Genomic DNA, 21,450 nt, shown 5'->3' on the forward strand with positions numbered 1-21,450 from the left:
CCCTCCCGGTGGCCGGGAGGAGCGGCGTTCGTGCGGGTCAGCGGCGGTGTCGTCCGCCCGGGTGCGGCGGCTCCCGGTGCGGCGGGTCCTGCCGGGGCGGCTCCGCCTGCGGCCCGTCCGGGCGCCGCCGGTAGCGCGGCTCCCGGGGCTCGAGCGGCTGCGACAGCTCCGGCTGCGGCGGGCGCTGCGGCTGCCACGGCCGCCGCTCCGGCGACTGCCGCGCGGGCGGCTGCGGCTGGGCCGGGCCGTGCCCCTGCCCCTGGTGCGGGCCCCGGTGCGGGCCCTGGTGCGGGTCCTGGTACGGCGACTGCGCCGGACGTGCGGCCGGGTAGGCGTCCGTCCCGTACGGGGCGCTTCCGCCGGGCGGCACGGTGTCCACCCGCCGGCCGGCCGTCGCCTGCGGGGCCATCACCGGAGGCCGGCCCGCGACCCGGGAGCCGGGCGCGGGCGGGGCCAGCCCGGCCAGGTCCGGCGGCGGCGCCGACATCGGGGCGGCCACCGGGCGCGGCGGCGGGGGCAGGTCGAGGAGGCGCCGCATCTCGCTGCTGCGCCGCCCGTACAGCAGGTAGAGCGCCAGCCCGGCCGCCATCCACACCAGGAAGTAGACCCAGGTCTCGACCTTGAGGTTGAGCATCAGCCAGCCGGTCGCCAGCATCGCCAGCACCGCCGTGAGCGGGGCCGCCGGCATCCGGAACGGCCGGTGCAGGTCGGGCCGGCCGCGGCGCAGCGCCAGCACCGCCGCGCACACGAACAGGAACGCGAACAGCGTCCCGATCACGACCATCTGCTCCAGCGTGAGCACGTCGAGGGTCTGCGACATCACCGCCGCCGCGCCGCCCGCGGCCAGCGTCGCCCGCGACGGCACCCGGTAGCGGCTCATCCCGGCCAGCCCGCGCGGCAGCAGCCCGTCCCGGGACATCGAGAACACCACCCGGGTCAGGCTGATCAGCACCACCAGGATCACCGTGGTCAGCGCGATCACCGCGCCGATGTCGATGATCTTCCCCATGGAGCCGGCGCCGACCATGGTGAACGGCGTGGTCAGCACGACCTTGTCCGGGTCGAGCCGGCGGTAGGACACCATCCCGACCATGGTCACCGCCACCCCGACGTACAGCACGACCGCCACGACCAGGCTGGTCAGCATGCCGCGGGGCACCTTGCGCGGGGCGTCGTCGGTCTCCTCGGAGGCGGTGGCGATCAGGTCGAAGCCGATGTAGGCGAACGCGATCGCGGGCGCCGCCGCCAGGATCCCCCAGACGCCGAACACCTGCGGGGAACCGCCGGTGATCGCGCCGGTGAGCGCGTCCAGCACGCTCTGCCCGCCGCCGTCCCCGGCGGGCCGCGCGGGCGGGACGAACGGCCGCAGGTTGCCCGGGTCGAAGTAGGTGAGCCCGACCGCGATGACCAGGCCGATCACGATCACCTTGGCCATCACCATGAACCACAGCGTGCGCAGCCCGAGCCTGCTCCCGGTCGCCAGCAGCACGACGAGCAGCACCAGGATGCCGAGCGCGAACACGTCGAAGCCCTTGGGCTGCCCGATCACCCCCGCGAGCCACTCCGGGACCGGCACGCCCAGGTCGGACAGGGCCTGCGCGGCGTACAGCGACCAGGCCCGCGCCACCACCGAGGCGGCCAGCAGCAGTTCGAGGATCAGCGACCAGCCGACCACCCACGCCCAGACCTCGCCGAACGCCACGTAGCTGAAGGAGTAGGCGCTGCCCGCCACCGGCACGATCGAGGACAGCTCGGCGTAGGCGAGCGCGGCCAGCAGGCAGACCCCGCCGGCGATGAGGAAGGACAGGATCACCGCGGGCCCGGCGCTGGCGGCCGCCTGCACCCCGGAGATCTTGAAGATACCGGCGCCGATCATGACGCCCAGGCCGAGCACCACCAGGTCGCGGGTCCGGTAGACCACGCGCAGCCGGTGCCGGCCGCCGTACAGCTGCCCGGTCGCCTGCTCGACCGGCAGTCTCCGGAACATGGTGTTGCGCATGCGGCCATCCCAGGTCATAGGTTCTCCCCAAGCCCTGAACCCGCGCCGCTGTTCGCGAGACAGTCGATGTCTAAGCCCCTAACACTTCACCACATTTCGGTAAAACCGCAATTACTTTGCCCTGATCGGTTCCGGGGGCGGGGAACGGGACGGGAGGGGACGCGGGGTCCCCCGCGGGGCCGGGGGCGGTCGGGACGCTGGCGCCCCGGAGAGATCAATGACACTGTGGTGCCGCTGAGCTCCCGGGAGGTCCCGTGCCGTTGACCGCGTCCGCCGCCTCGTCCGCCGCCCCATCAGGCCCGTCGGGCCCGTCGGGCCCGTCCGCCACGGGCGCGTCCCGGCGCCGCAGGCGGCTCGCCCCGCTGGCGGCGCTGGTGCTGTCGGCCACCCTGGCCGTTCCCGGCCAGGCCGCCGCCGCGCCCTCCGCGCCGGCCGCGCCCGTCCTGCCCGCGGCGCCCGCCGCGCCGGGCAAGCAGGCCGTGGCCACCGGATACGGCGGCGCGGTCGCCACGGTCGACCTCGACGCCAGCCGCACCGCCATCGAGGTGCTCAAGAACGGCGGCAACGCCATGGACGCGGCCGTCGCCGCGGGCGCCACCCTGGGCGTGACCGAGCCGTACGTCGCCGCGATCGGCGGGGGCGGCTACATGACCTACTACGACGCCAAGCGCCGCAAGGTCTACACCGTCGACGGCCGCGAGACCGCGCCCAAGGCCATGCGCGCGGACTCCTTCGTCGACCCGGCCACCGGCAAGGCCATCCCGTTCGACCAGGCGGTCACCAGCGGGCTCGGCGTCGGCGTCCCCGGCACCCTCGCCCAGTGGGACACCGCGCTGCGCCGCTTCGGCACCCGCGACCTGGGCACGCTGCTCAAGCCCGCGATCAGGGTCGCCGAGCGCGGCTTCACCGTCGACCAGGAGTTCCGAGACCAGACCGCCGTCAACGAGGCCCGCTTCCGCGACATCGTCCCGACCCGCGAGCTGTTCCTGCCCGGCGGCAAGCCGCCCGCGGTCGGCTCCACCTTCCGCAACCCCGACCTCGCCCGCACCTACCGCGAACTGGCCCGGCGCGGCCCCGCCTGGATGTACGAGGGCGGGCTCGGCCGCGAGATCGCGCGCACCGTGCAGAAGCCGCCGGTCGACCCCGCCGCCACCCGCAACGTGCGCCCCGGCCTCATGAAGGACGGCGACCTCGGCGCCTACCGGTCCCGGACGCCCGCACCCACCCGCGTCTCGTACCGGGGCCTGGAGGTGTACGGGATGCCGCCGTCGTCCTCGGGCGGCTCCACCATCGGCGAGGCCCTCAACATCCTCGACGACTTCCAGCTCGGCGCCGGCGACCCGGTCAAGGCGCTGCACTACTACCTGGAGGCGTCCAAGCTCGCCTACGCCGACCGCGGCCGCTACGTCGGCGACCCGGACAAGGTCGACGTCCCCCTGAAGGAACTGCTGTCCGACGGCTTCGCGCGCGAGCGCGCCTGCCTCATCAAGCCCGACCGGGCCGCCGCCGCGCCCGTCGCGCCCGGCTCGCCGGACGGCGACTACGCCCCGTGCGTCCCGCCGGGCGGCGCCACCCGCGCGCTCGCGTACGAGGGCCCGCAGACCACCCACCTCGTCGTCGCCGACAAGTGGGGCAACGTCGTCGCCTACAACGTGACCATCGAGCAGTTCGGCGGCAGCGGCATCACCGTCCCCGGCCGCGGGTTCATCCTCAACAACGAGCTGACCGACTTCACCCTCCAGCCGCCCGCGCCGGGGAGCCCGCCCGACCCGAACCTGCCCGGCCCGGGCAAGCGGCCCCGCAGCAGCATGGCCCCCACGATCGTGCTGCAGGACGGCAGGCCCCGGCTCGCGCTCGGCACCCCAGGCGGCTCCACGATCATCACCACCGTGCTGCAGATCCTCCTCAACCGGATCGACCTCGGCATGGACCTGCCCGCCGCGGTGGCCGCGCCGCGCGCCACCCAGCGCAACACCCCGCAGGTGTTCGCCGAGCAGGCGTTCATCGACCGGTACGGCAGGGCGCTGGCCGAACGGGGCCACCTGGTCGAGCTGTTCGCCGGTCCGCCCGCCGGGGTGATCGGCGCCGCGACCGGGCTGGAGTTCCTGCGTCCGGGCCTGGTGCAGGCCGTCGCCGAGCCGGTGCGGCGCGGGGGCGGGAGCGCCCTGGTCGTCCGCCCGTCCAAGTAGCCGCGGCGGCCGCGGCGGCACGACTACGATCAGGCGATGGGGGAAGGAGTCGTGCCATGGCCCAGTCGTACGTACAGGTGACGACGACGACCGACTCGCGTCCGGAGGCCGCGGAGCTGGCCCGGTCGGCGGTCGCCGAACGGCTCGCGGCGTGCGCCCAGCTGGTCGGCCCCATCGCCAGCACCTACTGGTGGGAGGGCGAGATCGAGTCGGCCGAGGAGTGGATGGTGGTGTTCAAGACCACCGGCGCCCGCTTCGACGAGCTGGCCAGCCTCATCACCGAGGGCCACTCCTACGACAGCCCCGAGATCATCGCCACCCCGGTGGTCGCGGGCAGCATGGACTACCTGGCCTGGGTCAGCGAGCAGACCGAGCCCGCCGGTGACGAGGACGAGGACGAGGACGAGGACGACCTCGGCGGCGACCTCGACGACGACTCCGTCCCGGTGGACTGACCGCCGCCCCCGCCCGCGGATCTCTCGCCGGACCGCCGCCCGCTATGCACTTTTTGTGTGACGTGGGGCATAGTGGGGAGAATAAGTCCTTGGTTACGTTCGGGGTGCGGCAGATCCCGGGCGAGGAGGTCGGCGACGGTGCACGAGGACGAGCACGGCGAGCGCGGCGATCACGGCCTGTTCGGGCCGGAGTCGGTGACGTGGCGGGTGATGGGCGAGCCCGTGCTGATGGTGGGCGGCATCCGCGCCCTGCTGCTGCAGGCGCTGCATCCCCAGTCGATGTGGGGCACCGCGCAGAACTCCGAGCTGATGGACCCGCACGCCGCCTGGGCCCGGCTCGGCCGCACGGTGGAGTTCGTCCGGGTGCGGACGTGGGGCACGCGCGAGGAGGTCGAGCGGGTGGGCCGCCGGGTCCGCAAGCTGCACTCCAAGCTGACCGCCCTCAACCTGCGCACCGGCGAGACGTTCCGGGTGGACGAACCGGAGAACCTGCTCTGGGTGCACATGGGCGAGGTCGACTCCTACCTCGACGTCGCCCGCCGCGCCGGGGTGCCGCTCAGCGACGCCGACGCCGACCGCTTCGTGGACGAGCAGCGCCGCGCCGCCGCGGTCGTCGGCCTCGACCCCGCCGGCGTGCCCGCCTCGGTCGCCGAGATGGAGGAGTACTACCAGGACATGCGCGGCCGAATCTGGGCCTGCCGGGAGGCGCGCGAGGGCCTGCTGCGCATGTTCAACCCGAACGTGCCGAGGCAGCTGCTGCCGCTCAAGCTGGCGGCGCCCGGCATCGGCCTGCTGGTCGTCTCCACGCTGCCGCGCTGGGCGCGGCGGATGTACGGGCTGCCCGGGCTGCCCACCTCGGACCTGGCGGCGACGCTGACGCTCAAGGGCCTCTACCGGACCACCCACGTCATCCCCGAGCGGCTGCGCTACCAGCCGGACGCGCTGCGGGCCCGCGAGCTGATCCGCGAGCGCGAGGACGGCGCCCGCCCCCTCGTCATCGCCTCCTGAAGAGGAGAGGGGCCGGGGCTCAGCCGCGGCGCATCAGGCGGCCGACGGCGGCCATCAGCTCGGTCGACATGACGTCCGACTTGCCCTCTTCGGCGCCCTCGGCCACGCAGTGCCGCACATGCCCGTCGAGCAGGCCCAGCGCCACCTTGTCCAGGGCGGCCTGCACGGCGCTGATCTGGGTCAGGACGTCGATGCAGTAGCGGTCGTCGTCGACCATCCGCTCGATGCCGCGCACCTGGCCCTCGATCCGCCGCAGGCGCGTCTGCAGCTGGTCCTTGGTGGCGGTGTAGCCCCGCGTGGGAGTGTCGCCGCGCGCCGGGGCGGCGGCGCCGGGCGCGCTGTCGCCCTGCGCCGCGGGCCGCTCCTGCGCCGCGGGCTGCTCCGGTGCGGGCCTGTCGTCCCTGGTGGGGGTCTCGCTGGTGGCCATCGTCGTCCTCGCAATCACTCCGGAGGGTGCCGTTCCGTGGGACCCGCCGGGGGATCAACCCTCTAGGGGTACCGTATATGCCCGCGCCGACGTTCCGTCCCCCCTGCGACCGGCCGGTTTCGTCCCCCGGTGACCGTTCTCGGCGGGGTCGCGGGCGGCGGTCAGCCGTGCTCGGCCGCGGCGGACGGCGGGACGTTCCACGCGCTGATCACCGGCCGGTCGTGCTCGGTGCCGAGCGCGGACAGGGTGCCGGTCTCCAGCGCGAACAGCCGCCCGTCGGCGGGCTCCAGTCCGAGCCGGCGCGCGGTCAGGACGCGCAGCACGTGCCCGTGCGCGACCAGCGCCACGTCACCATCGGCCAGCAGCGGCCGGATCCGGGCCAGCACCGCGTCGACCCGCTCGCCCACCTGCTCGACCGTCTCGCCGGGGTGGTCGGCGTCGCCGGGGATCACGCCGTCGGCCCACAGGTACCAGCCGGGGCGGTCCTCGCGGATCCGCGCGCTGGTGATCCCCTCGTAGCCGCCGTAGTCCCACTCCCACAGGTCCGGGTCGGTCGCGTCCACGCTCAGCCCGGCCAGCTCGGCGGTGCGCAGCGCGCGGGAGGCGGGGCTGCACAGCACCCGGGCGAACGGCCGGTCGCGCAGCACCGGCGCCAGCGCCCGGGCCTGCTCCTCGCCGCGCTCGGTCAGCGGGAGGTCGGTGCGTCCGGTGTGCCGCCTGTCGCGGCTCCACTCGGTCTCGCCGTGCCGCAGAACGATCACTTCCCCCATGCGATCCACTCTACGGGTCAGGCGAGGACGGCCTCCGCGGGCACGTGGGGCAGGCCGTGCGCCTCGGCGACGTGGTCGTAGGTGAGCCGGCCGTCGTGCGCGTTCAGGCCGTGGACCAGCGCGGGATCGGCGCGCAGCGCGTCCCGCCAGCCCCGGTCGGCGATCTCCAGCGCGTACGGCAGCGTGACGTTGGTCAGCGCGTGCGTGGAGGTGTTGGGCACCGAGCCGGGCATGTTCGCCACGCAGTAGAAGATCGACTCGTGCACCCTGTAGGTGGGCGCGTCGTGCGTGGTGGGGCGGGAGTCGGCGAAGCAGCCGCCCTGGTCGATCGCGATGTCGACCAGCACCGAGCCCGGCTTCATCGCGGCCACCAGCGTGTTGGGGACCAGCGTGGGCGCCTTGGCGCCGGGGATCAGCACCGCGCCGATCACCAGGTCGGCGGCGCGGACCTCCTCCTCGACCGTGTAGGCGTTGGACACCAGCGTGCGCAGCCGGCCCTGGTAGATCTCGTCGATCCGGCGGAGCCGGTCGACGTTGACGTCCAGGACGGTCACCGCGGCGCCCATCCCGACGGCGATCTGCGCCGCGTTCAGGCCGGAGACGCCGCCGCCGATCACCGTGACGCGGGCCGGGGCCACGCCCGGGACGCCGCCGGGCAGCACCCCGCGGCCGCCGTTGGAGCGCATCAGCGAGTACGCGCCGACCTGCGGCGCCAGCCGCCCGGCCACCTCCGACATGGGGGCCAGCAGCGGGAGGGCGCCGCCGGGCAGCTGCACGGTCTCGTAGGCGACGGCGGTCACGCCGGAGGCCAGCAGCGCCTCGGTGAGCCCGCGGGACGCGGCCAGGTGGAGGTAGGTGAACAGGATCTGGCCGCGCCGCATCCGGTGGTACTCGGCGGCGATCGGCTCCTTGACCTTGAGGATCAGCTCGCCCTCGGCCCAGACCTCGTCCGCGCCCTCCAGGATCTTGGCGCCGGCGGCGGTGTAGTCGTCGTCGGGGATGGCCGAGCCCAGGCCGGCGCCGCGTTCGACGAACACCTCGTGCCCGCGGCGGGCGAGCTCGTGCGCCCCCGCGGGGGTGATCGCCACCCGGTACTCGTGGTTCTTGACCTCGCGCGGTACGCCGACCTTCATCGCTGCCCCTCTGCGCCCTCCGGGGCCGCGGCCGCCGGATCTTTGCCCGCGATCCGGCCTCCGCGCCTCAGGACTTCCCGTCTCCACGCCTCAAGAGTGCGGTCTCTACGCTCAAGGGTGCGGCCTGCGGCACCCGCGCTGCCATCGGCAGCATGTAAAGGAAGGGCGCGGCTTGCTTACAGGCTGTAAGTGGGCGGGGGAGAGGATCAGGGCTTGCGGGCGATGCCGCCGTACATGAGGCGCTGCCCCACCGTCAGCTCGGCCGGGACCTCCCCGTCGGGACGCCACAGCGGCAGCGGCACCACGCCCGGCTCCAGCAGCTCCAGGCCGCCGAAGTAGGCGGTGATCTCCTCGGGGGTGCGGAAGCGGCCGGTGCCCAGCAGCGCCAGGTACTGCTCCTCGGCGGCGCGGGCCTCCTCGCTGGAGGCGCAGAAGTGGGTGACGAACAGGTGGCTGCCCGAGGGCACCGCGTCCAGCAGCGTCTCCACGATCCGCTGCGGCCCCTCCTCGTCGTGCAGGTGGTGCAGGATCCCGACCAGCATCACCGCCACCGGCCGGTCGAAGTCGATCAGCCGCCGCACGTCGGCGTCGGCCAGCACCTTCTCCGGCTCGCGCAGGTCGGCGGTGACGACCGTGGTGCGGTCGTTCTCGGCCAGCAGCGCCCGGCCGTGCGCCAGCACGATCGGGTCGTTGTCGACGTAGGCCACGCGGGCGTCGGCGGCCACCTCCTGGGCGACCTGGTGGGTGTTCCGCACGGTCGGCAGCCCCGACCCCAGGTCGAGGAACTGCCGCAGGCCCACCTCGCCGGCCAGGTACCGCACGCCGCGGCCGAGGATCTCGCGGTTGTAGGCGGCGACGTCGTACAGCTCCGGGATGATCTTCACGATCTGGTCCACGAAGGCGCGGTCGACCTCGAAGTTGTCCTTGCCCTTCAGGACGACGTCGTAGGCCCGGGCGATGCTGGGCTTGGTCACGTCGATCCCGAGCGAGGCCCAGTCGTACTCCTGCTCCGCCATCAGCGGGCCCTCCACCCTCGCGCGACCCCCGTACGGCCGTGTCGGAACGATCGTAAACGCGGGCGGGCCGCCGCGCCGCCCGGTTATGGATCTTTGTCCGAAGTGACGGTGCTCACAGTCGCGCCGCGCCGGGCGTGCGGCCGGGCGGCAGCCACTCGTCGGCGATCGCGACGGTCAGCTGCTCCAGCAGCGGGCCCGCCTGCCGCATGCAGCGCGCCGCGTCCGGCTCGATGTCGGTCAGCGCGTACACCGCCTGGACGCGGGCCTTGCGGGCCTGCTCGCCGGTCAGCCCGCGGCGTCCGACCGCGGCGACCACCGGGACCCCGGCGCGGGCCGCGGCGCGGGCCACCCCGATCGGCGCCCGGCCGCGCAGCGACTGCACGTCCAGGCAGCCCTCCCCGGTCACCACCAGGCGGGCGCCCCTGGCCTTGTCCACGAAGCCGAGCAGGTCGAGCATCAGGCCGATGCCGGGCTCGACGGTCGCGCCCAGGAACGCCAGCGCGGCGAACCCCACCCCGCCCGCGGCCCCGGCGCCCGGCCGGTCGCGCGCGGCGGTGCGGGACGCCGCCTCCGCCAGATCGGCCCAGCGGCGCAGCCCCGCGTCCAGGGCCCGGACCTCCTCGCGGCCCGCGCCGCGGCGCAGCGCCTGGCCGGTGGCCGAGCCGTTGCGGCCCAGCAGCGTGCCCTCCGGCTCCCCGGCGACGATCACCTCCACCCCGGACAGGTCCGGCATCCCGCGCAGGTCCAGGCGGTGCAGCCCGCGCAGCGCCGCCCCGCCCGGCGGCAGGTCCTTGCCGAGCCCGTCCAGCAGCCGCCCGCCCAGGCCCTGCACCAGCCCGGCGCCGCCGTCGGCGCAGGCGGCGCCGCCCACGCCGAGCACGATCCGGCGCGCCCCGAGCCGCAGCGCGTGCGCGAGCATCTGGCCGGTGCCGAGGCTGGTGGCGGTGAGCGGGCTGGGCCTGCCGCCCGGCAGCCGGCGCAGCCCGGACGCCTCGGCCAGCTCCACCACAGCGCTGCGGCCGTCCAGGGCCAGCGACGCGGTGACCGGGCGGCCGGTGGGGCCGCGCACCTCGACCTCGACCCGGCGCCAGCCCGCGGCGATGACCGCCTCGGCGGTGCCGTCGCCGCCGTCGGCGACCGGCAGCTCCACGATCGGCGCCCCCGGCCTGGCGCGGCGCAGCCCGGCGCCCAGATGGCGGGCGACCTCGGGCGCGGTGAGCGATCCCTTGAACTTGTCCGGCGCGAGCAGGACGTGACCGCCCGGGGGGTGGTCGGGGGGAGAGTCCGGGGACGACACAGCCACGCCTTTCAAGCCGGGAGGGAAGGCCCTACCTTCTGCTTACGTCATGAAGGCACTATTTGACACCCAGATCGCGTGCCGCGGCGCTCAAACCCGAGGACCGGCAGGGGGCGCCCGGTCTCGCTGCCCGCTCTGACCGCCCCGCCTAACTGCCGCGGTACGTGGAGTAGCCGTAGGGGCTCAGCAGCAGCGGGACGTGGTGCCGCTCGGCCGTGTCGGCGATGGTGAAGATGATGCTCACCTCGGGATAGAAGGTGGCCGTGTCCAGCCCGGCGAAGTACATCCCGGTGCCGAAACGCAGCCGGTAGGTGCCGTTCCCCGGCGCCGGGGAAGGGGTTCCGCCGCCGGTCCCGTCATCCGCGGCGCCGCCGGACGGGGCGCTCCAGCGGCCGTCTGCGTCGGTCGCGCCCACCGCGAGCGGACGCCAGGTGGTGCCGTCGTAGGCGTCGAGCCGTACCGGCACCTCGGCCGCGGGACGCCCGCGCTGGGTGTCGAGGACATGGGTGGAGACGTGGACGGGCGCGGGCCCGGGCGCCGGTTCGGTCGCAGGGGTGGACGGGGTCATGCGGCTAGTACAGCAGCCCGTGAACTCTCCGCCGACTTCGGGGGAGCGCTGCGTAACGGACCAAGTCCGCTATAGCCTGCCTTGGTGCGAATGCGACAGTCTGTGGGTGCGCTCGGCGACCGTGCGGGTGCGGGAGGCGGCGTCCGCGGCCGGGTGAGGGACCGTTCCAGGAACGGCGGCGAGCCCGGGCACGGCGGCGGCACCGGGCACGGCGGCCCGGGGCACGGCGGTGATCGGGGCGACCGGGGCGACCGGGGCGACGTCGACTCCTACGCGCTGCTGCTCGCCTCGGTGCCCGAGCAGACCCGCTGGTCGTTCCGGACCCGGCTGCTCGGGCCGCTGGAGGAGTACGACAGCGTCCGGCAGGCCGAGCTGCTGCACACCCTGGAGGTCTTCCTGTCCTGCTCGGGGTCCTGGAACCGCACGGCCACCCGGTTGCACGTCCATGTGAACACGCTTCGGTACCGGATCCGGCGAATCGAGGAGCTGACGGGGCGCGATCTGGGCACACTGGAAGATCGGGTCGACTTCTTCCTCGCGCTGCGGGCGACGCGGCGGTGATGGGCCGGAGCGCGGGACCCGGTGGGGAACCCTCGGAGCACAACCTCGTAGGCGGTGGTCACACGATGGATCGGGAGACACTGGGACAGCGCATCAGAGCGCTGCGGATCAGGCAGGGCGTCAGCCAGGCGCAGCTGGCCTTCCCGGAGCTGTCCGACAGCTATATCTCGCTGATCGAGAGCGACAAGCGGGTGCCGGCGCCCAGCGTGATCGAACTGCTCGCCGCCAAGCTGAACTGCTCGCCCACCTACCTGGTGAGCGGGGTCAGCGAGGACGTGGTCGACCAGCTGCGGGTGACCCTGGACTACGCCGAGATCGCGCTGCAGAACGGCGCGGCGGAGGAGGCCAGGGCCCGGTTCGCCGAGGTGCTGGCCAACGCCGACGCGGTGGCGCTGCCCGACATGCTGCACCAGGCGCGCTGGGGCCACGCGATGGCGCTGGAGGCGGCCGGCGAGCTGGAGGACGCGATCTCCGGGCTGCGCGCCCTCACCGCCGAGGCGTCCGCGGAGGCCGACCTGGACCACTGGGCCAGGGTGCACGTCGCGCTGAGCCGCTGCCTGCGCGAGCGCGGCGACATCAGCGCGGGCGTGGAGGTGGCCGAGGAGGCGATGCGGCACCTGATCGCCAGCGGCGCCGACTCCACCGACGCCGCGGTGCACCTGGGCGCGGCGCTGCTGGCCGCCTTCATCGAGCGCGGCGACCTGGTCCGGGCCCGGCAGCTGGCGCTGCAGCTGGTCGAGCGGGCCGAGCGGATCGGCAGCGCGCGGGCGCGGATGGCCGCGTACTGGGAGGCCGCCTACGTCGCCGAGATCCGCGGCGAGTACGAGGACGGCGTCGCGCTGGCCGAGCGCGCGCTCATGCTGGCGGGCAAGGAGGGGCCCGGCGGGGTCACGCCCAGCGACGACCCGCGCGACCTGGCCCGGCTCCGGATCGTCTACGCCGGGCTGCTGCTGCGCGCCCGTCCCGCCGAGGCCGCGCGCGCCCGCGACCTGCTCGGCCAGGTCCGCGCCGAGATCAACGCCAGCTCGGCGGGGGAGATCGACGTGGCCTGGTGCCTGACCGAGCTGGCCCGTGCCGAGACGGCGCTGGGCCGTCCGGGGGAGGCGGTGGCGCTGGCCGAGCAGGCGCTGGAGCTGCTGGGCGACGCGCCGCGCCGGGCGACCGCGTGGGCGCTGACCGTGCTGGGCGAGGCGTGCGCCCGGCTGGGCCGCCGCGAGCGGGCGATCGAGGTGCTCACCCGGGCCGCGACCCACCTGGAGCAGATGGAGTCGTCCCGGGAGGCGGCGCAGACCTGGTTCGACCTGGCCGAGCTGCTCGCCGAGACCGACGCCCCCGAGCGGCCCCGGCTGGACGCCTACCGCCGCGCCCTGACCTGCGCGGGAGTCTGACGGCGGCGCGGCCCGGCGGCGGTGTCCGGCGCCGGGCCGGAGGGGCGCCCGCGGATCGGGAGGAACCCGGCCCGGCATGATCGCGTCGATGGTGTGTCGTCGACGTTCCGTCGCGACGCGACCACCCTCGCCACACCAAGGAGCGCGCCGCCGATGTTCGGAGTGGTACGGCCGTGCAAGCACGTCTTGTGCGGTTCCCTGTTCAAGGACTGGATGGCCCACCTGTGCGGGCTCTGCCTGACGCTGCGCGACCAGCACGGCCAGGCCGCCCGCCTCGTCACCAACTACGACGGGCTGCTGGTCTCGGTGCTGGTCGAGGCGCAGCGCCCGGAGCTGTCGCCGCGCCGCAAGGCCGGGCCGTGCGCGCTGCGCGGGATGAAGGCGGCCGAGGTGGTCGAGACGCGGGCGCAGGGGGCGCGGCTCGCGGCGGCGGTGTCGCTGCTGCTGGCGGCGGGCAAGACCCGTGATCACGTCGCCGACGGGGACGGCCCGTACGGGCGGCGGCTGGTCGCGGCGGCCGCGGGCCGGATGGCCGACCGCTGGGACGCCGCGGGCGCCGGGACGGGCGCGGCGGTCGGGTTCGACCCGTCGGTGCTGCGCGAGGCGGTCGCCCGGCAGCCCGAGCTGGAGGCGCGCTCCGCAGCGGGCGCCGGGCTGGGCCTGGTGGAGCTGACCGAGCCGACCGAGACCGCCGTCGCCGCGGTGTTCGCGCACACCGCGGTGCTGGCGGGCCGGGAGGGCAACGCCGAGACCCTGGCCGAGGCGGGCCGGTTCTTCGGGCGGCTGGCCCACCTGATCGACGCGGTCGAGGACGTCCAGGACGATCTGGAGTCGGGCGCGTTCAACCCGCTCCTGGCCACCGGGACGGGCCCGGACGAGGCGCGCCGCCACTGCGATGACGCGCTGCACGGGCTGCGGCTGGCGCTGGCCGACCTGGAGTTGGAGCAGCCGCGGCTGGTGCGGGCGCTGCTGGAGCGCGAGGTGGGGCGCTCGGTCGAGCGCGTCTTCGCCGCGTACCCGCCGCCTCCTGGCGGTCCGGGCCAGCCGCCGCAGCAGGGGGCGTACGGTCCGCAGCAGCCCTACCCGCCGCAGCAGCCGCACGGCGGTGCTTACCCGCCGCCCCCGCAGCCCGGCCAGCCGGCGCACGGCGGGCACCACGGCGGTGGCGGCGACTGGTCCGGCGGCGGTGGTGGCGGCGGTGGCTGGGGCTTCGGTGGTGGCGGGCACGGCGGCGGGCACGGTGGTCGGCCGCAGCGGCCGGGCCTGCCCATCCCCTGCTTCACCGGCTCCCTGGTCTGCCTCACGTGCGGTGTCTACCAGCCGAAGTGGAGCAAGTACCACGGCAAGAGCTGCGGCAAGCGGTGCTGGTGCACCCGGCACTGCGACGGCTGCGACGGCTGCGACGGTTGCTGCGACTGCTGCTGCTGCCCCTGCGACGGGTGACCCGCTCTTGACCAAGCGCCTGCTTGGTGACACGCTCGCGGGGTGGCGCACGCGACCTTCGCCGAGATGCTGCTGGCCCGGGCCGGCGACGACCGTCCCGGGCTGCTGTTCGAGGACGAGTCCCGCACCTGGGCCGAGGTCGTCCGGGAGGCCCGGCGGCGCGCCGGGCTGCTGGCGGCCCTCGCGCCCGCCCCGCCCGGCCGGCCCTCGCCCGGCCGCCGTCCCGCGCACGTCGGCGTCCTGCTGGAGAACGTCCCCGAGTACGTCTTCTGGATCGGCGCCGCGGCGCTGGCCGGGGCCACCGTCGTCGGGATCAACCCGACGCGGCGCGGGGCGGAGCTGGCCGCCGACATCCGGCACACCGACTGCGACCTGATCGTCACCGATCCCGGCCGCGCCGGGCTCCTGGACGGCCTCGACACCGGCGTGCCGGACGGCCGCGTCCTGCTCACCGGGTCCGCCGCGTACGCCGCCGCCCTGCCCGAGCCCGCCGACCCGGTGCCGGCCGACCCGGCGGACCGGCTGCTCCTGCTGTTCACCTCCGGCTCCACCGGCGCCCCCAAGGCGGTGGCGTGCGGGCAGGGCAGGCTCGCCGCGATCGCCCGGCACGCCGAGCGGATGGGCATCACCCGCGACGCGGTCACCTACGCCGCGATGCCGCTCTTCCACGGCAACGCCGTGATGGCCAACCTGGCGATGGCCGTGCACGCCGGGGCCGCCGTCGCGCTGCGCCGCAGGTTCTCCGCCTCCGGCTTCCTGCCCGACGTGCGCAGGTACGGCGTCACCTACTTCAACTACGTCGGCCGCGCGCTGGCCTACATCCTCGCCACGCCCGAACGCCCCGACGACGCCGACAACACCCTCCAGGCCCTGTTCGGGACGGAGGCGTCCGCGCAGGACCTGGCCGGGTTCGCCGCCCGCTTCGGCTGCCGCGTCATCGAGGGGTACGGGTCCAGCGAGGGCGCGATCTCGCTGCGGAAGACCCCGGACACGCCGCCCGACGCCCTCGGCGTGCCGCAGGAGGGCGTGGAGGTGGCCGTCCTCGACCCGGAGTCCGGTGCCGAGTGCGAGCGGGCCCGCTTCGACGCCGGCGGCGGCCTGCTCAACCCGGGCGCGGCCATCGGCGAGATCGTCGGGCTCAACGCGGCGGGCGCGTTCGAGGGCTACTACAACAACCCCGAGGCCGACGCCGAGCGGGTGCGCGACGGCAAGTTCTGGAGCGGCGACCTGGGCTACCGGGACGCCGAGGGCTACTTCTACTTCGCCGGGCGGAGCTCGGACCGGCTCCGCGTCGACAGCGAGAACTTCGCCGCCGCGCCGGTCGAGCGCATCCTGTCGTGCTGGGACCCGGTGGTGATGTGCGCCGTCTACCCGGTGCCGGACCCGCGCACGGGGGACCAGGTGATGGCCGCGCTGGAACTGCGGGACGGGCGGCCGTTCGACGCCGGGGCGTTCGCCGCCTTCCTCGCGGCCAGGCCCGATCTCGGCACCAAGTGGGCGCCGCGGTTCGTCCGGATCGTCGGGGCGATGCCCCTCACCGCCACCGGCAAGGTCGACAAGCGGCCCCTGCGGAAGGCCCGCTGGGACGTCCCCGGCGGGGGAGAGGACGTGTGGTGGCGGCCGGGGCGGGCCCTGGCCTACGAGCCCCTCACCCCCGAACAGGCCGGAGCCCTGCGCGAGGAGTTCCGGGCCAACGGCCGGGCGCACGTACTGACGACCCTATGACAGGGGCTCAGTAGGGTAGGAAGCGTCTTCCTTTCGCACGAGAGAACCCGGCCTCCCATGACGACCCTCATATCCCTGCCGCGGGCGCGCCGCGCCGTCGCCGCGCTCGTCCTGTCCCTCGGCGCGCTCACGGCCGTCGCGGCGCCCGCCAGTGCCGTCCCGGTCGGCGCCGCCGCCTCGGTCGCCGCCGCCCCGGCGCACGGGGCCGCGCCGGCGGAGGGCGAGAAGAAGGACTCCGGGGCGCCCCCCTGGATCATGATCGGCGTCGGCTCGCTGGTCGGGATCGGCATCGGGATGGTGATCGTGTTCCGTGCGAAGCGCAACCACCCGATGCCCGGCCCCGGCGCGGGCGAGCGGAAGCGGGGACGCGGTGAGTAAAGCGGCCGCAACGGCGTCCGGGACCGCCCGGAGCGGCGGGCCCGACCTGCTGCGCGCCGCCGCGATCGCCGTCGCCGCCTCGGTCGCCGGGCTGGTGGCCGCGCTGGTGCTGGGCGGCGCGGCGGCGGAGAAGGTGATCCCCGGGCTGGGCGACGCCGGCACCGTCACCCGCTGGGGCCTGCCGCTGTCGCGGCTGGCGATGAACCTCACGGCCGCCGTCACCGTCGGCGCGCTGCTGGCCGCCGCGGCCCTGCTGCCCCTGAACGGCGGACGCGGCGGGAACGGCGGGCGCAGGGACGCGCCGCGGCTGACCGACGACGCGACCGGCTACCTGCGCGCCGCGTCCTGGCTGGCCGCCGCCTGGGCCGCCGCCGCCGCGGCGACGCTGGTGTTCACCGTCGCCGACGTGCTCGGCCAGCCGGTCGGGCAGATCCTCACCGGCAGCGAGCTGAGCAGCTACGTCGGCCAGCTCCCGCAGGGCACCGCGCTGATGATCGTGGTCCTGCTGGCCGTGGTGGTGGCGCTGCTCGCCCGCACCACCACCACGCCCGCCGCCGCGTTCGGCCTGCTGGTCATGGCCGGGATCGCGCTGCTGCCGCCGCCGCTGACCGGGCACTCCTCCTCGGCGGCCAACCACTCGGTCGCCACCACCGGGGTGGCGCTGCACGTCCTGGCGGTCGCGCCGTGGGTCGGCGGCCTGGCCGTGGTCGGCGCGCACGCGATGCTCCGCCGCGACCGGCTGGACGTGGTCGCCGACCGGTTCAGCCGGATGGCCCTGTGGTGCTTCGTGGTCGTCGGAGCCAGCGGGCTGGTCAACGTCCTCGCCCGCATGCCCGATCCCGGCGAGCTGGTCGGCACCAACTACGGGCGGCTGGCCATCGGGAAGATGATCGCGTTCGCGCTGCTCGGCTGGTTCGGCTGGTGGCACCGCGGGCGGACGCTGCCCGCCCTCGCCGAGCGCAGGCCCGGCGCGTTCACCCGGCTGGCCACCGTGGAGGTCGCGGTCATGGGCGCCACCGCCGGGCTCGCGGTGGCGCTGGCCCGGACCGCGCCGCCCCCGCCCACCGCCGACGAGTCGGCCGTCAAGGTCCTCATCGGGTACGACATGCCGCCCGCGCTCACCCCGGGCCGGCTGGCGACGCTGTGGCAGTTCGACTTCTTCTTCGCCGCGCTGGCCGCCGTGCTCACCGCGCTCTACCTGGCCGGGGTCGTCCGGCTGCGGCGGCGCGGCGACCGCTGGCCCGCCGGCCGCACCGCCGCCTGGCTGCTCGGCGTGCTCACCATGGTGATCGTCACCCAGACCGGGATCGCCAGGTACGCGCCGATCCTGTTCAGCGTGCACATGGTCCAGCACATGGTGCTCAACATGCTCACGCCGATCCTGCTGGTGCTGGGCGCGCCCGTCACGCTGGCGCTGCGCGCCCTGAAGCCGGCCCGGGCCCGCGGCGACCGCGGCCCGCGCGAATGGCTGGTCGCGGCGCTGCACAGCCCCGCCACGGCGGTCATCGCGCACCCGGCGGTGGCCACGGTGATCTTCGTGGCGGGCACGTTCGCGCTGTACTTCACCCCGCTGTTCGAGTCCGCGATGCGCAACCACCTCGGGCACATCGCGATGAGCGCGCACTTCCTGGCCGCCGGCGCGCTGTTCTTCTGGGTGCTGATCGGGGTCGACCCGGCGCCGCGCAAGCTGCCCTACCCCGGGCGGATCCTGCTGCTGTTCGTCACGATGCCGTTCCACGCCTTCTTCGGCATCGCGCTGATGAACCTGGGCGAGCCGCTGGCCCGCGGCTGGTACACCGCGGTCGACCCGCCGTGGGGCGCCTCGCTGATCAGCGACCAGCACACCGGCGGCGCCATCGCCTGGGGCTTCGGTGAGATCCCCACCTTCATCGTGCTGATCGCGATGGCGTTCCAGTGGTACTTCGACGACCAGCGGCAGGCCCGCCGGCTCGACCGCAAGGCCGACCGCGCCGAGGAGCGCCGCGCCGCCCGCGCCGCCGCCGGCGGGGACGCGGGCGGAGGCCCGGAGCCGATCGACGAGGACGACGAGCTCGCCGCGTACAACGCCCGGCTGGCCAAACTCGCCGAGCGCGACGAACGGTCCCGCAGATCCTGAGCGGCCCGCCCCGGCCGGTCCGCCCGGGCCGGCGCCTCCCCCGTGCGGGGGAGGGGACGGAGTCTCGCGGATGAGGCCGCCGCCTCGGCGGTCTGCCAGGATCGAGGGGTGTTCCGCAGCCCCCTCCGCCCCGCCGCGCTCCTCCGGCCCCTGATCACCCGGACGTACTGGCGGCGCTGGTCCTACCTGGTCACCGGCGGGGCGCTGCTGATGCCGTACTGGTTCCTGGGCATCGGCATCACCCCCGCCCTGCGGCTGGAGGGGGCCGCCGTCAACCTGGTGCTGATCCTGATCGTGCTGCCGCTGATCGGCACGTTCGTCACCGGCCTGGTCCCGGCGGTGCGGCTGCTGGAGGGGGCCGGGACCAAGGAGCTGCTGGGCGGGCCCATCGCCGCGCTGCCGGTCGGTGCCGCCCGCACCTGGGAGAACCGGATCCGCGCCTGCGCCTGGTTCATGCTGCACCTGCACGCCGGGGTGGTGATCAGCGGGCTGAGCCTGGCCGTCCCCCCGTTCGCCGTGGTGCTGGTCCTGGCGCCGATGGTGTCCTGGGAGGACCGGCTCACCGCCCCCTACGGCCTGCCGGCGGGGTGGGACTGGATCATGCCGTTCTGCGGCGTGGCCATGCTCGCCGCCGTGCTGGCGCTGATCGGCGTGACGGGGGCGCTGCTGTCCCGGCTGGCGCCGCGCCTGCTGGGCCCCTCCGCCGCCGAACGGCTGGAGGAGCTGGAGGCCCGCGCGGTGCGGCTGGCCGAGCGCAACCGGCTGGCCCGCGAGCTGCACGACTCGGTCGGCCACGCGCTCAGCGTGGTCACGCTGCAGGCGGGCGCGGCGGGACGCGTCCTGGACAGCGACCCGGAGTTCGCCCGGGAGGCGCTCGGCGCGATCGAGGAGTCGGCCCGCTCGGCGCTGGAGGATCTCGACCACGTGCTCGGGCTGCTGCGCGAGGACGCCTCCTCGCGCACCGCGCCCCAGCCGACCCTGAAGGACCTGGACCGGCTGCTGGAGCAGACCAGGATCGCGGGCGTCGACCTGGACGCGGCGGTGGGCGCCGAGCTGGAGCAGCTGCCCGCCGCGGTCTCGCGGGAGGCGTACCGGATCGTCCAGGAAGGACTGACCAACGCGCTGCGGCACGCCGGGAAGGTGCCGGTCCGGCTCCGGATCGGGGTGCGCGGCGACCGGCTGGAGGTGGAGATGAGCAATCCGCTGGCGGGCGCCCGGCCCGCCGGGCATCACGGCGGCGGGCGCGGGCTCGGCGGCGTGCGCGAGCGCGTCACCGTGCTGGGCGGCGCCATGGACGCCGGGCCCGGCGCCGACGGCGACTGGCGGCTGGAGGTCGCGCTGCCGCTGCGCGCGTTCCACGGTGAGGCGTCATGACGATCGGCGTGCTCCTGGTGGACGACGAGCGGCTGATCCGGGCCGGGCTGAAGGCGATCATCGACGCCGAGCCCGACCTGGAGGTGGTCGGCGAGGCCGGCGACGGCGCCGAGGTGCCCGGGCAGGTGTCCCGGCTGCGGCCCGACGTGATCCTGATGGACGTGCGGATGCCCAGGCTGGACGGCATCCAGGCCACCCGGCACATCCTGGAGACCGTCCCGGAGCCGCCCCGCATCATCGTGGTCACCACGTTCGAGAACGACGAGTACGTCTACGACGCGCTCAAGGCCGGCGCGCACGGCTTCCTGCTCAAGCGGACCAGGCCGGAGGACATCCTGCGGGCCGTCCGGATGGTGGTGGACGGCGACACGCTGCTGTTCCCGGCGGCGATCCGGGCGCTGGCGGCCGAGCACCGCGCCGCCGGCGGGGGCGGCGCGACGGGCGGTGCCCGCTGGCACGGGCGGCTCACCGAGCGGGAGGGCGACGTGCTGCGGCTGATGGCGCGCGGGCACTCCAACGCCGAGATCGCCGCGGAGCTGTTCGTCAGCCCGCAGACGGTGAAGACGCACGTCGGGAACGTGCTGGCCAAGCTGCAGGCGCGGGACCGCACCCAAGCGGTGATCTTCGCCTACGAGACCGGCTACATCGTCCCCTCATGAGGTCCGGGAGCGGTCAGGCGCCGCGGCGCAGCGAGCCGGCCAGCTCGATCACGCGGGCCCGCGCGGCCGCGTCGCCCCGCGGGCTGACCAGCAGGTCGGTCGTCCCGGCGTCGGCGAAGCGGCGGATCGCCGCGGTCACGGCGCGCTCGTCGCCCGCGACGATGGTCTCCTGGACGCCGTCCAGGCCCTGGCGGTCCAGGATCGCGCGGTAGGCGGGGAAGTCGGAGGCGAAGCCGAGCTCGCCGGCCAGGGAGCGGCGGGCGCCGTCCGGGTCGCCGGTCAGCTCGATGATCACCGAGGACACGATCCGCGGCGCGGGCCGGCCCGCCTCCTCGGCCGCCTTGGTGATCGCCGGCACGATGTGGTCGCCGGTGGCCTCCGCCCCGACCCAGGTGGTGATGGTGCCGCCGGCCAGCTCGCCCGCCAGCCGCAGCATCTTGGGGCCGAGCGCGGCCAGCAGGACGGGCGGGGGAGCGGCGCCCGGCACCGACACCTTGGCCACGGCGGTGATGGTCTCGCCGCGGTAGTCGACCTCCTGGCCGTTCAGCAGCGGGAGCAGGGCCGTGAGGTATTCGCGGGTGTGCCGCAGCGGCCTGGCGTAGGAGTAGCCCAGCCGGTCCTCGATCAGCGGCGGGTGGCTCGGGCCGACGCCGAGGGTGAACCGCCCGCCGCTGAGGACCTGGGCGGTCAGCGCCTGGCCGGCCAGCGCGACCGGGTGCCGGGGATAGGTCGGGACGATGCCGGTGCCGACCTCGATCCCGGGGACGTCGCGGCCCGCGATACCGGCCACCGTGATCGCGTCCCAGTCGGTCAGCTGGCTCAGGAACGCGCTGTCGAGCCCCGCCTCGGCCGCCTCCCTGATCTCCCCGACCAGCTCCTCCAGCGTGGCTCCGCCGCCGCCGACGAACCGTCCGATCCGCATGATGCCTCCCGATACGCAGCAA

General features: G+C 75.1%; 19 protein-coding genes. 11 read left to right on the plus strand and 8 right to left on the minus strand.

The genetic code is table 11. The features are described from left to right. Positions 1-37: 37 nt before the first annotated feature. Positions 38-2,017, minus strand: a complete 1,980-nt coding sequence (locus ACZ466_RS35525; RefSeq protein ID WP_378288790.1) for an amino acid permease — start codon at positions 2,015-2,017, stop codon at positions 38-40. 236 nt (positions 2,018-2,253) lie between these two features. Here ACZ466_RS35525 and ggt point away from each other — a divergent pair, with 236 nt between their 5' ends. The 3 genes from ggt (at position 2,254) to ACZ466_RS35540 (ending at position 5,651) form a co-directional block, all read left to right on the plus strand. Continuing rightward, positions 2,254-4,188: a gamma-glutamyltransferase gene (ggt, locus tag ACZ466_RS35530; RefSeq protein WP_464041809.1), complete on the plus strand. Its 1,935-nt coding sequence runs from the start codon at positions 2,254-2,256 to the stop codon at positions 4,186-4,188. Positions 4,189-4,244: 56 nt separating this feature from the next. Continuing rightward, a complete protein-coding gene (cutA, locus tag ACZ466_RS35535; protein ID WP_378288792.1) occupies positions 4,245-4,643 on the plus strand; it encodes a divalent-cation tolerance protein CutA in 399 nt (132 codons plus the stop codon). A 138-nt stretch (positions 4,644-4,781) separates the two neighbouring features. Next, on the plus strand, positions 4,782-5,651 hold the full coding sequence (locus tag ACZ466_RS35540; protein ID WP_378288794.1) for an oxygenase MpaB family protein: 870 nt from the start codon (positions 4,782-4,784) through the stop codon (positions 5,649-5,651). A 19-nt stretch (positions 5,652-5,670) separates the two neighbouring features. Here the strand turns inward: ACZ466_RS35540 and ACZ466_RS35545 are convergent, their stop codons facing one another. From ACZ466_RS35545 to uraH, 6 genes are all read right to left on the minus strand, one after another. Then, positions 5,671-5,919: a metal-sensitive transcriptional regulator gene (locus ACZ466_RS35545; protein WP_378288859.1), complete on the minus strand. Its 249-nt coding sequence runs from the start codon at positions 5,917-5,919 to the stop codon at positions 5,671-5,673. A 320-nt stretch (positions 5,920-6,239) separates the two neighbouring features. Then, complete coding sequence (locus ACZ466_RS35550) at positions 6,240-6,848, minus strand: histidine phosphatase family protein (protein ID WP_378288796.1); 609 nt, start codon at positions 6,846-6,848, stop codon at positions 6,240-6,242. Positions 6,849-6,865: 17 nt separating this feature from the next. Beyond that, entirely contained in the window at positions 6,866-7,981 is a 1,116-nt protein-coding gene (ald, locus tag ACZ466_RS35555) for an alanine dehydrogenase (protein ID WP_378288798.1), read from the minus strand. Between the two features lie 206 nt (positions 7,982-8,187). Next, positions 8,188-8,997: an SAM-dependent methyltransferase gene (locus ACZ466_RS35560; RefSeq protein ID WP_378288800.1), complete on the minus strand. Its 810-nt coding sequence runs from the start codon at positions 8,995-8,997 to the stop codon at positions 8,188-8,190. Positions 8,998-9,109: 112 nt separating this feature from the next. After that, complete coding sequence (locus ACZ466_RS35565) at positions 9,110-10,300, minus strand: glycerate kinase (RefSeq protein ID WP_378288861.1); 1,191 nt, start codon at positions 10,298-10,300, stop codon at positions 9,110-9,112. A 142-nt stretch (positions 10,301-10,442) separates the two neighbouring features. After that, positions 10,443-10,862: a hydroxyisourate hydrolase gene (uraH, locus tag ACZ466_RS35570; RefSeq protein WP_378288802.1), complete on the minus strand. Its 420-nt coding sequence runs from the start codon at positions 10,860-10,862 to the stop codon at positions 10,443-10,445. A 90-nt stretch (positions 10,863-10,952) separates the two neighbouring features. On the opposite strand from uraH, the gene ACZ466_RS35575 reads away from it, so the two are divergent. The 8 genes from ACZ466_RS35575 to ACZ466_RS35610 all read left to right on the plus strand — a co-directional run bounded on the left by ACZ466_RS35575 (position 10,953) and on the right by ACZ466_RS35610 (position 20,506). After that, positions 10,953-11,423, plus strand: a complete 471-nt coding sequence (locus ACZ466_RS35575) for a PucR family transcriptional regulator (RefSeq protein WP_378288804.1) — start codon at positions 10,953-10,955, stop codon at positions 11,421-11,423. 65 nt (positions 11,424-11,488) lie between these two features. Further along, entirely contained in the window at positions 11,489-12,811 is a 1,323-nt protein-coding gene (locus ACZ466_RS35580; protein WP_378288806.1) for a tetratricopeptide repeat protein, read from the plus strand. A 153-nt stretch (positions 12,812-12,964) separates the two neighbouring features. Next, the gene (locus tag ACZ466_RS35585; protein WP_378288808.1) at positions 12,965-14,254 is read left to right on the plus strand and encodes a DUF5685 family protein; all 1,290 of its coding nucleotides are present in this window, start codon (positions 12,965-12,967) and stop codon (positions 14,252-14,254) included. A gap of 42 nt (positions 14,255-14,296) precedes the next feature. Further along, positions 14,297-15,979: an AMP-binding protein gene (locus tag ACZ466_RS35590; RefSeq protein WP_378288810.1), complete on the plus strand. Its 1,683-nt coding sequence runs from the start codon at positions 14,297-14,299 to the stop codon at positions 15,977-15,979. Between the two features lie 57 nt (positions 15,980-16,036). Beyond that, positions 16,037-16,357 carry a hypothetical protein gene (locus ACZ466_RS35595; RefSeq protein WP_378288812.1) on the plus strand — a complete coding sequence of 107 codons (321 nt, stop codon included), beginning with the start codon at positions 16,037-16,039 and terminating at the stop codon, positions 16,355-16,357. After that, entirely contained in the window at positions 16,350-18,473 is a 2,124-nt protein-coding gene (locus tag ACZ466_RS35600; protein ID WP_378288814.1) for a bifunctional copper resistance protein CopD/cytochrome c oxidase assembly protein, read from the plus strand. The genes ACZ466_RS35595 and ACZ466_RS35600 overlap by 8 nt, the downstream gene beginning before the upstream one ends. Before the next feature lie 108 nt (positions 18,474-18,581). Next, entirely contained in the window at positions 18,582-19,847 is a 1,266-nt protein-coding gene (locus ACZ466_RS35605) for a sensor histidine kinase (protein WP_378288816.1), read from the plus strand. Then, on the plus strand, positions 19,844-20,506 hold the full coding sequence (locus ACZ466_RS35610; RefSeq protein WP_378288818.1) for a response regulator transcription factor: 663 nt from the start codon (positions 19,844-19,846) through the stop codon (positions 20,504-20,506). Before ACZ466_RS35605 ends, ACZ466_RS35610 begins: the two co-directional genes overlap by 4 nt. Positions 20,507-20,519: 13 nt before the next feature. Here the strand turns inward: ACZ466_RS35610 and ACZ466_RS35615 are convergent, their stop codons facing one another. Continuing rightward, a complete protein-coding gene (locus tag ACZ466_RS35615) occupies positions 20,520-21,428 on the minus strand; it encodes an LLM class F420-dependent oxidoreductase (RefSeq protein ID WP_378288820.1) in 909 nt (302 codons plus the stop codon). Positions 21,429-21,450 lie beyond the last annotated feature (22 nt).

It is taken from the genome of Actinomadura rugatobispora (assembly GCF_055379765.1).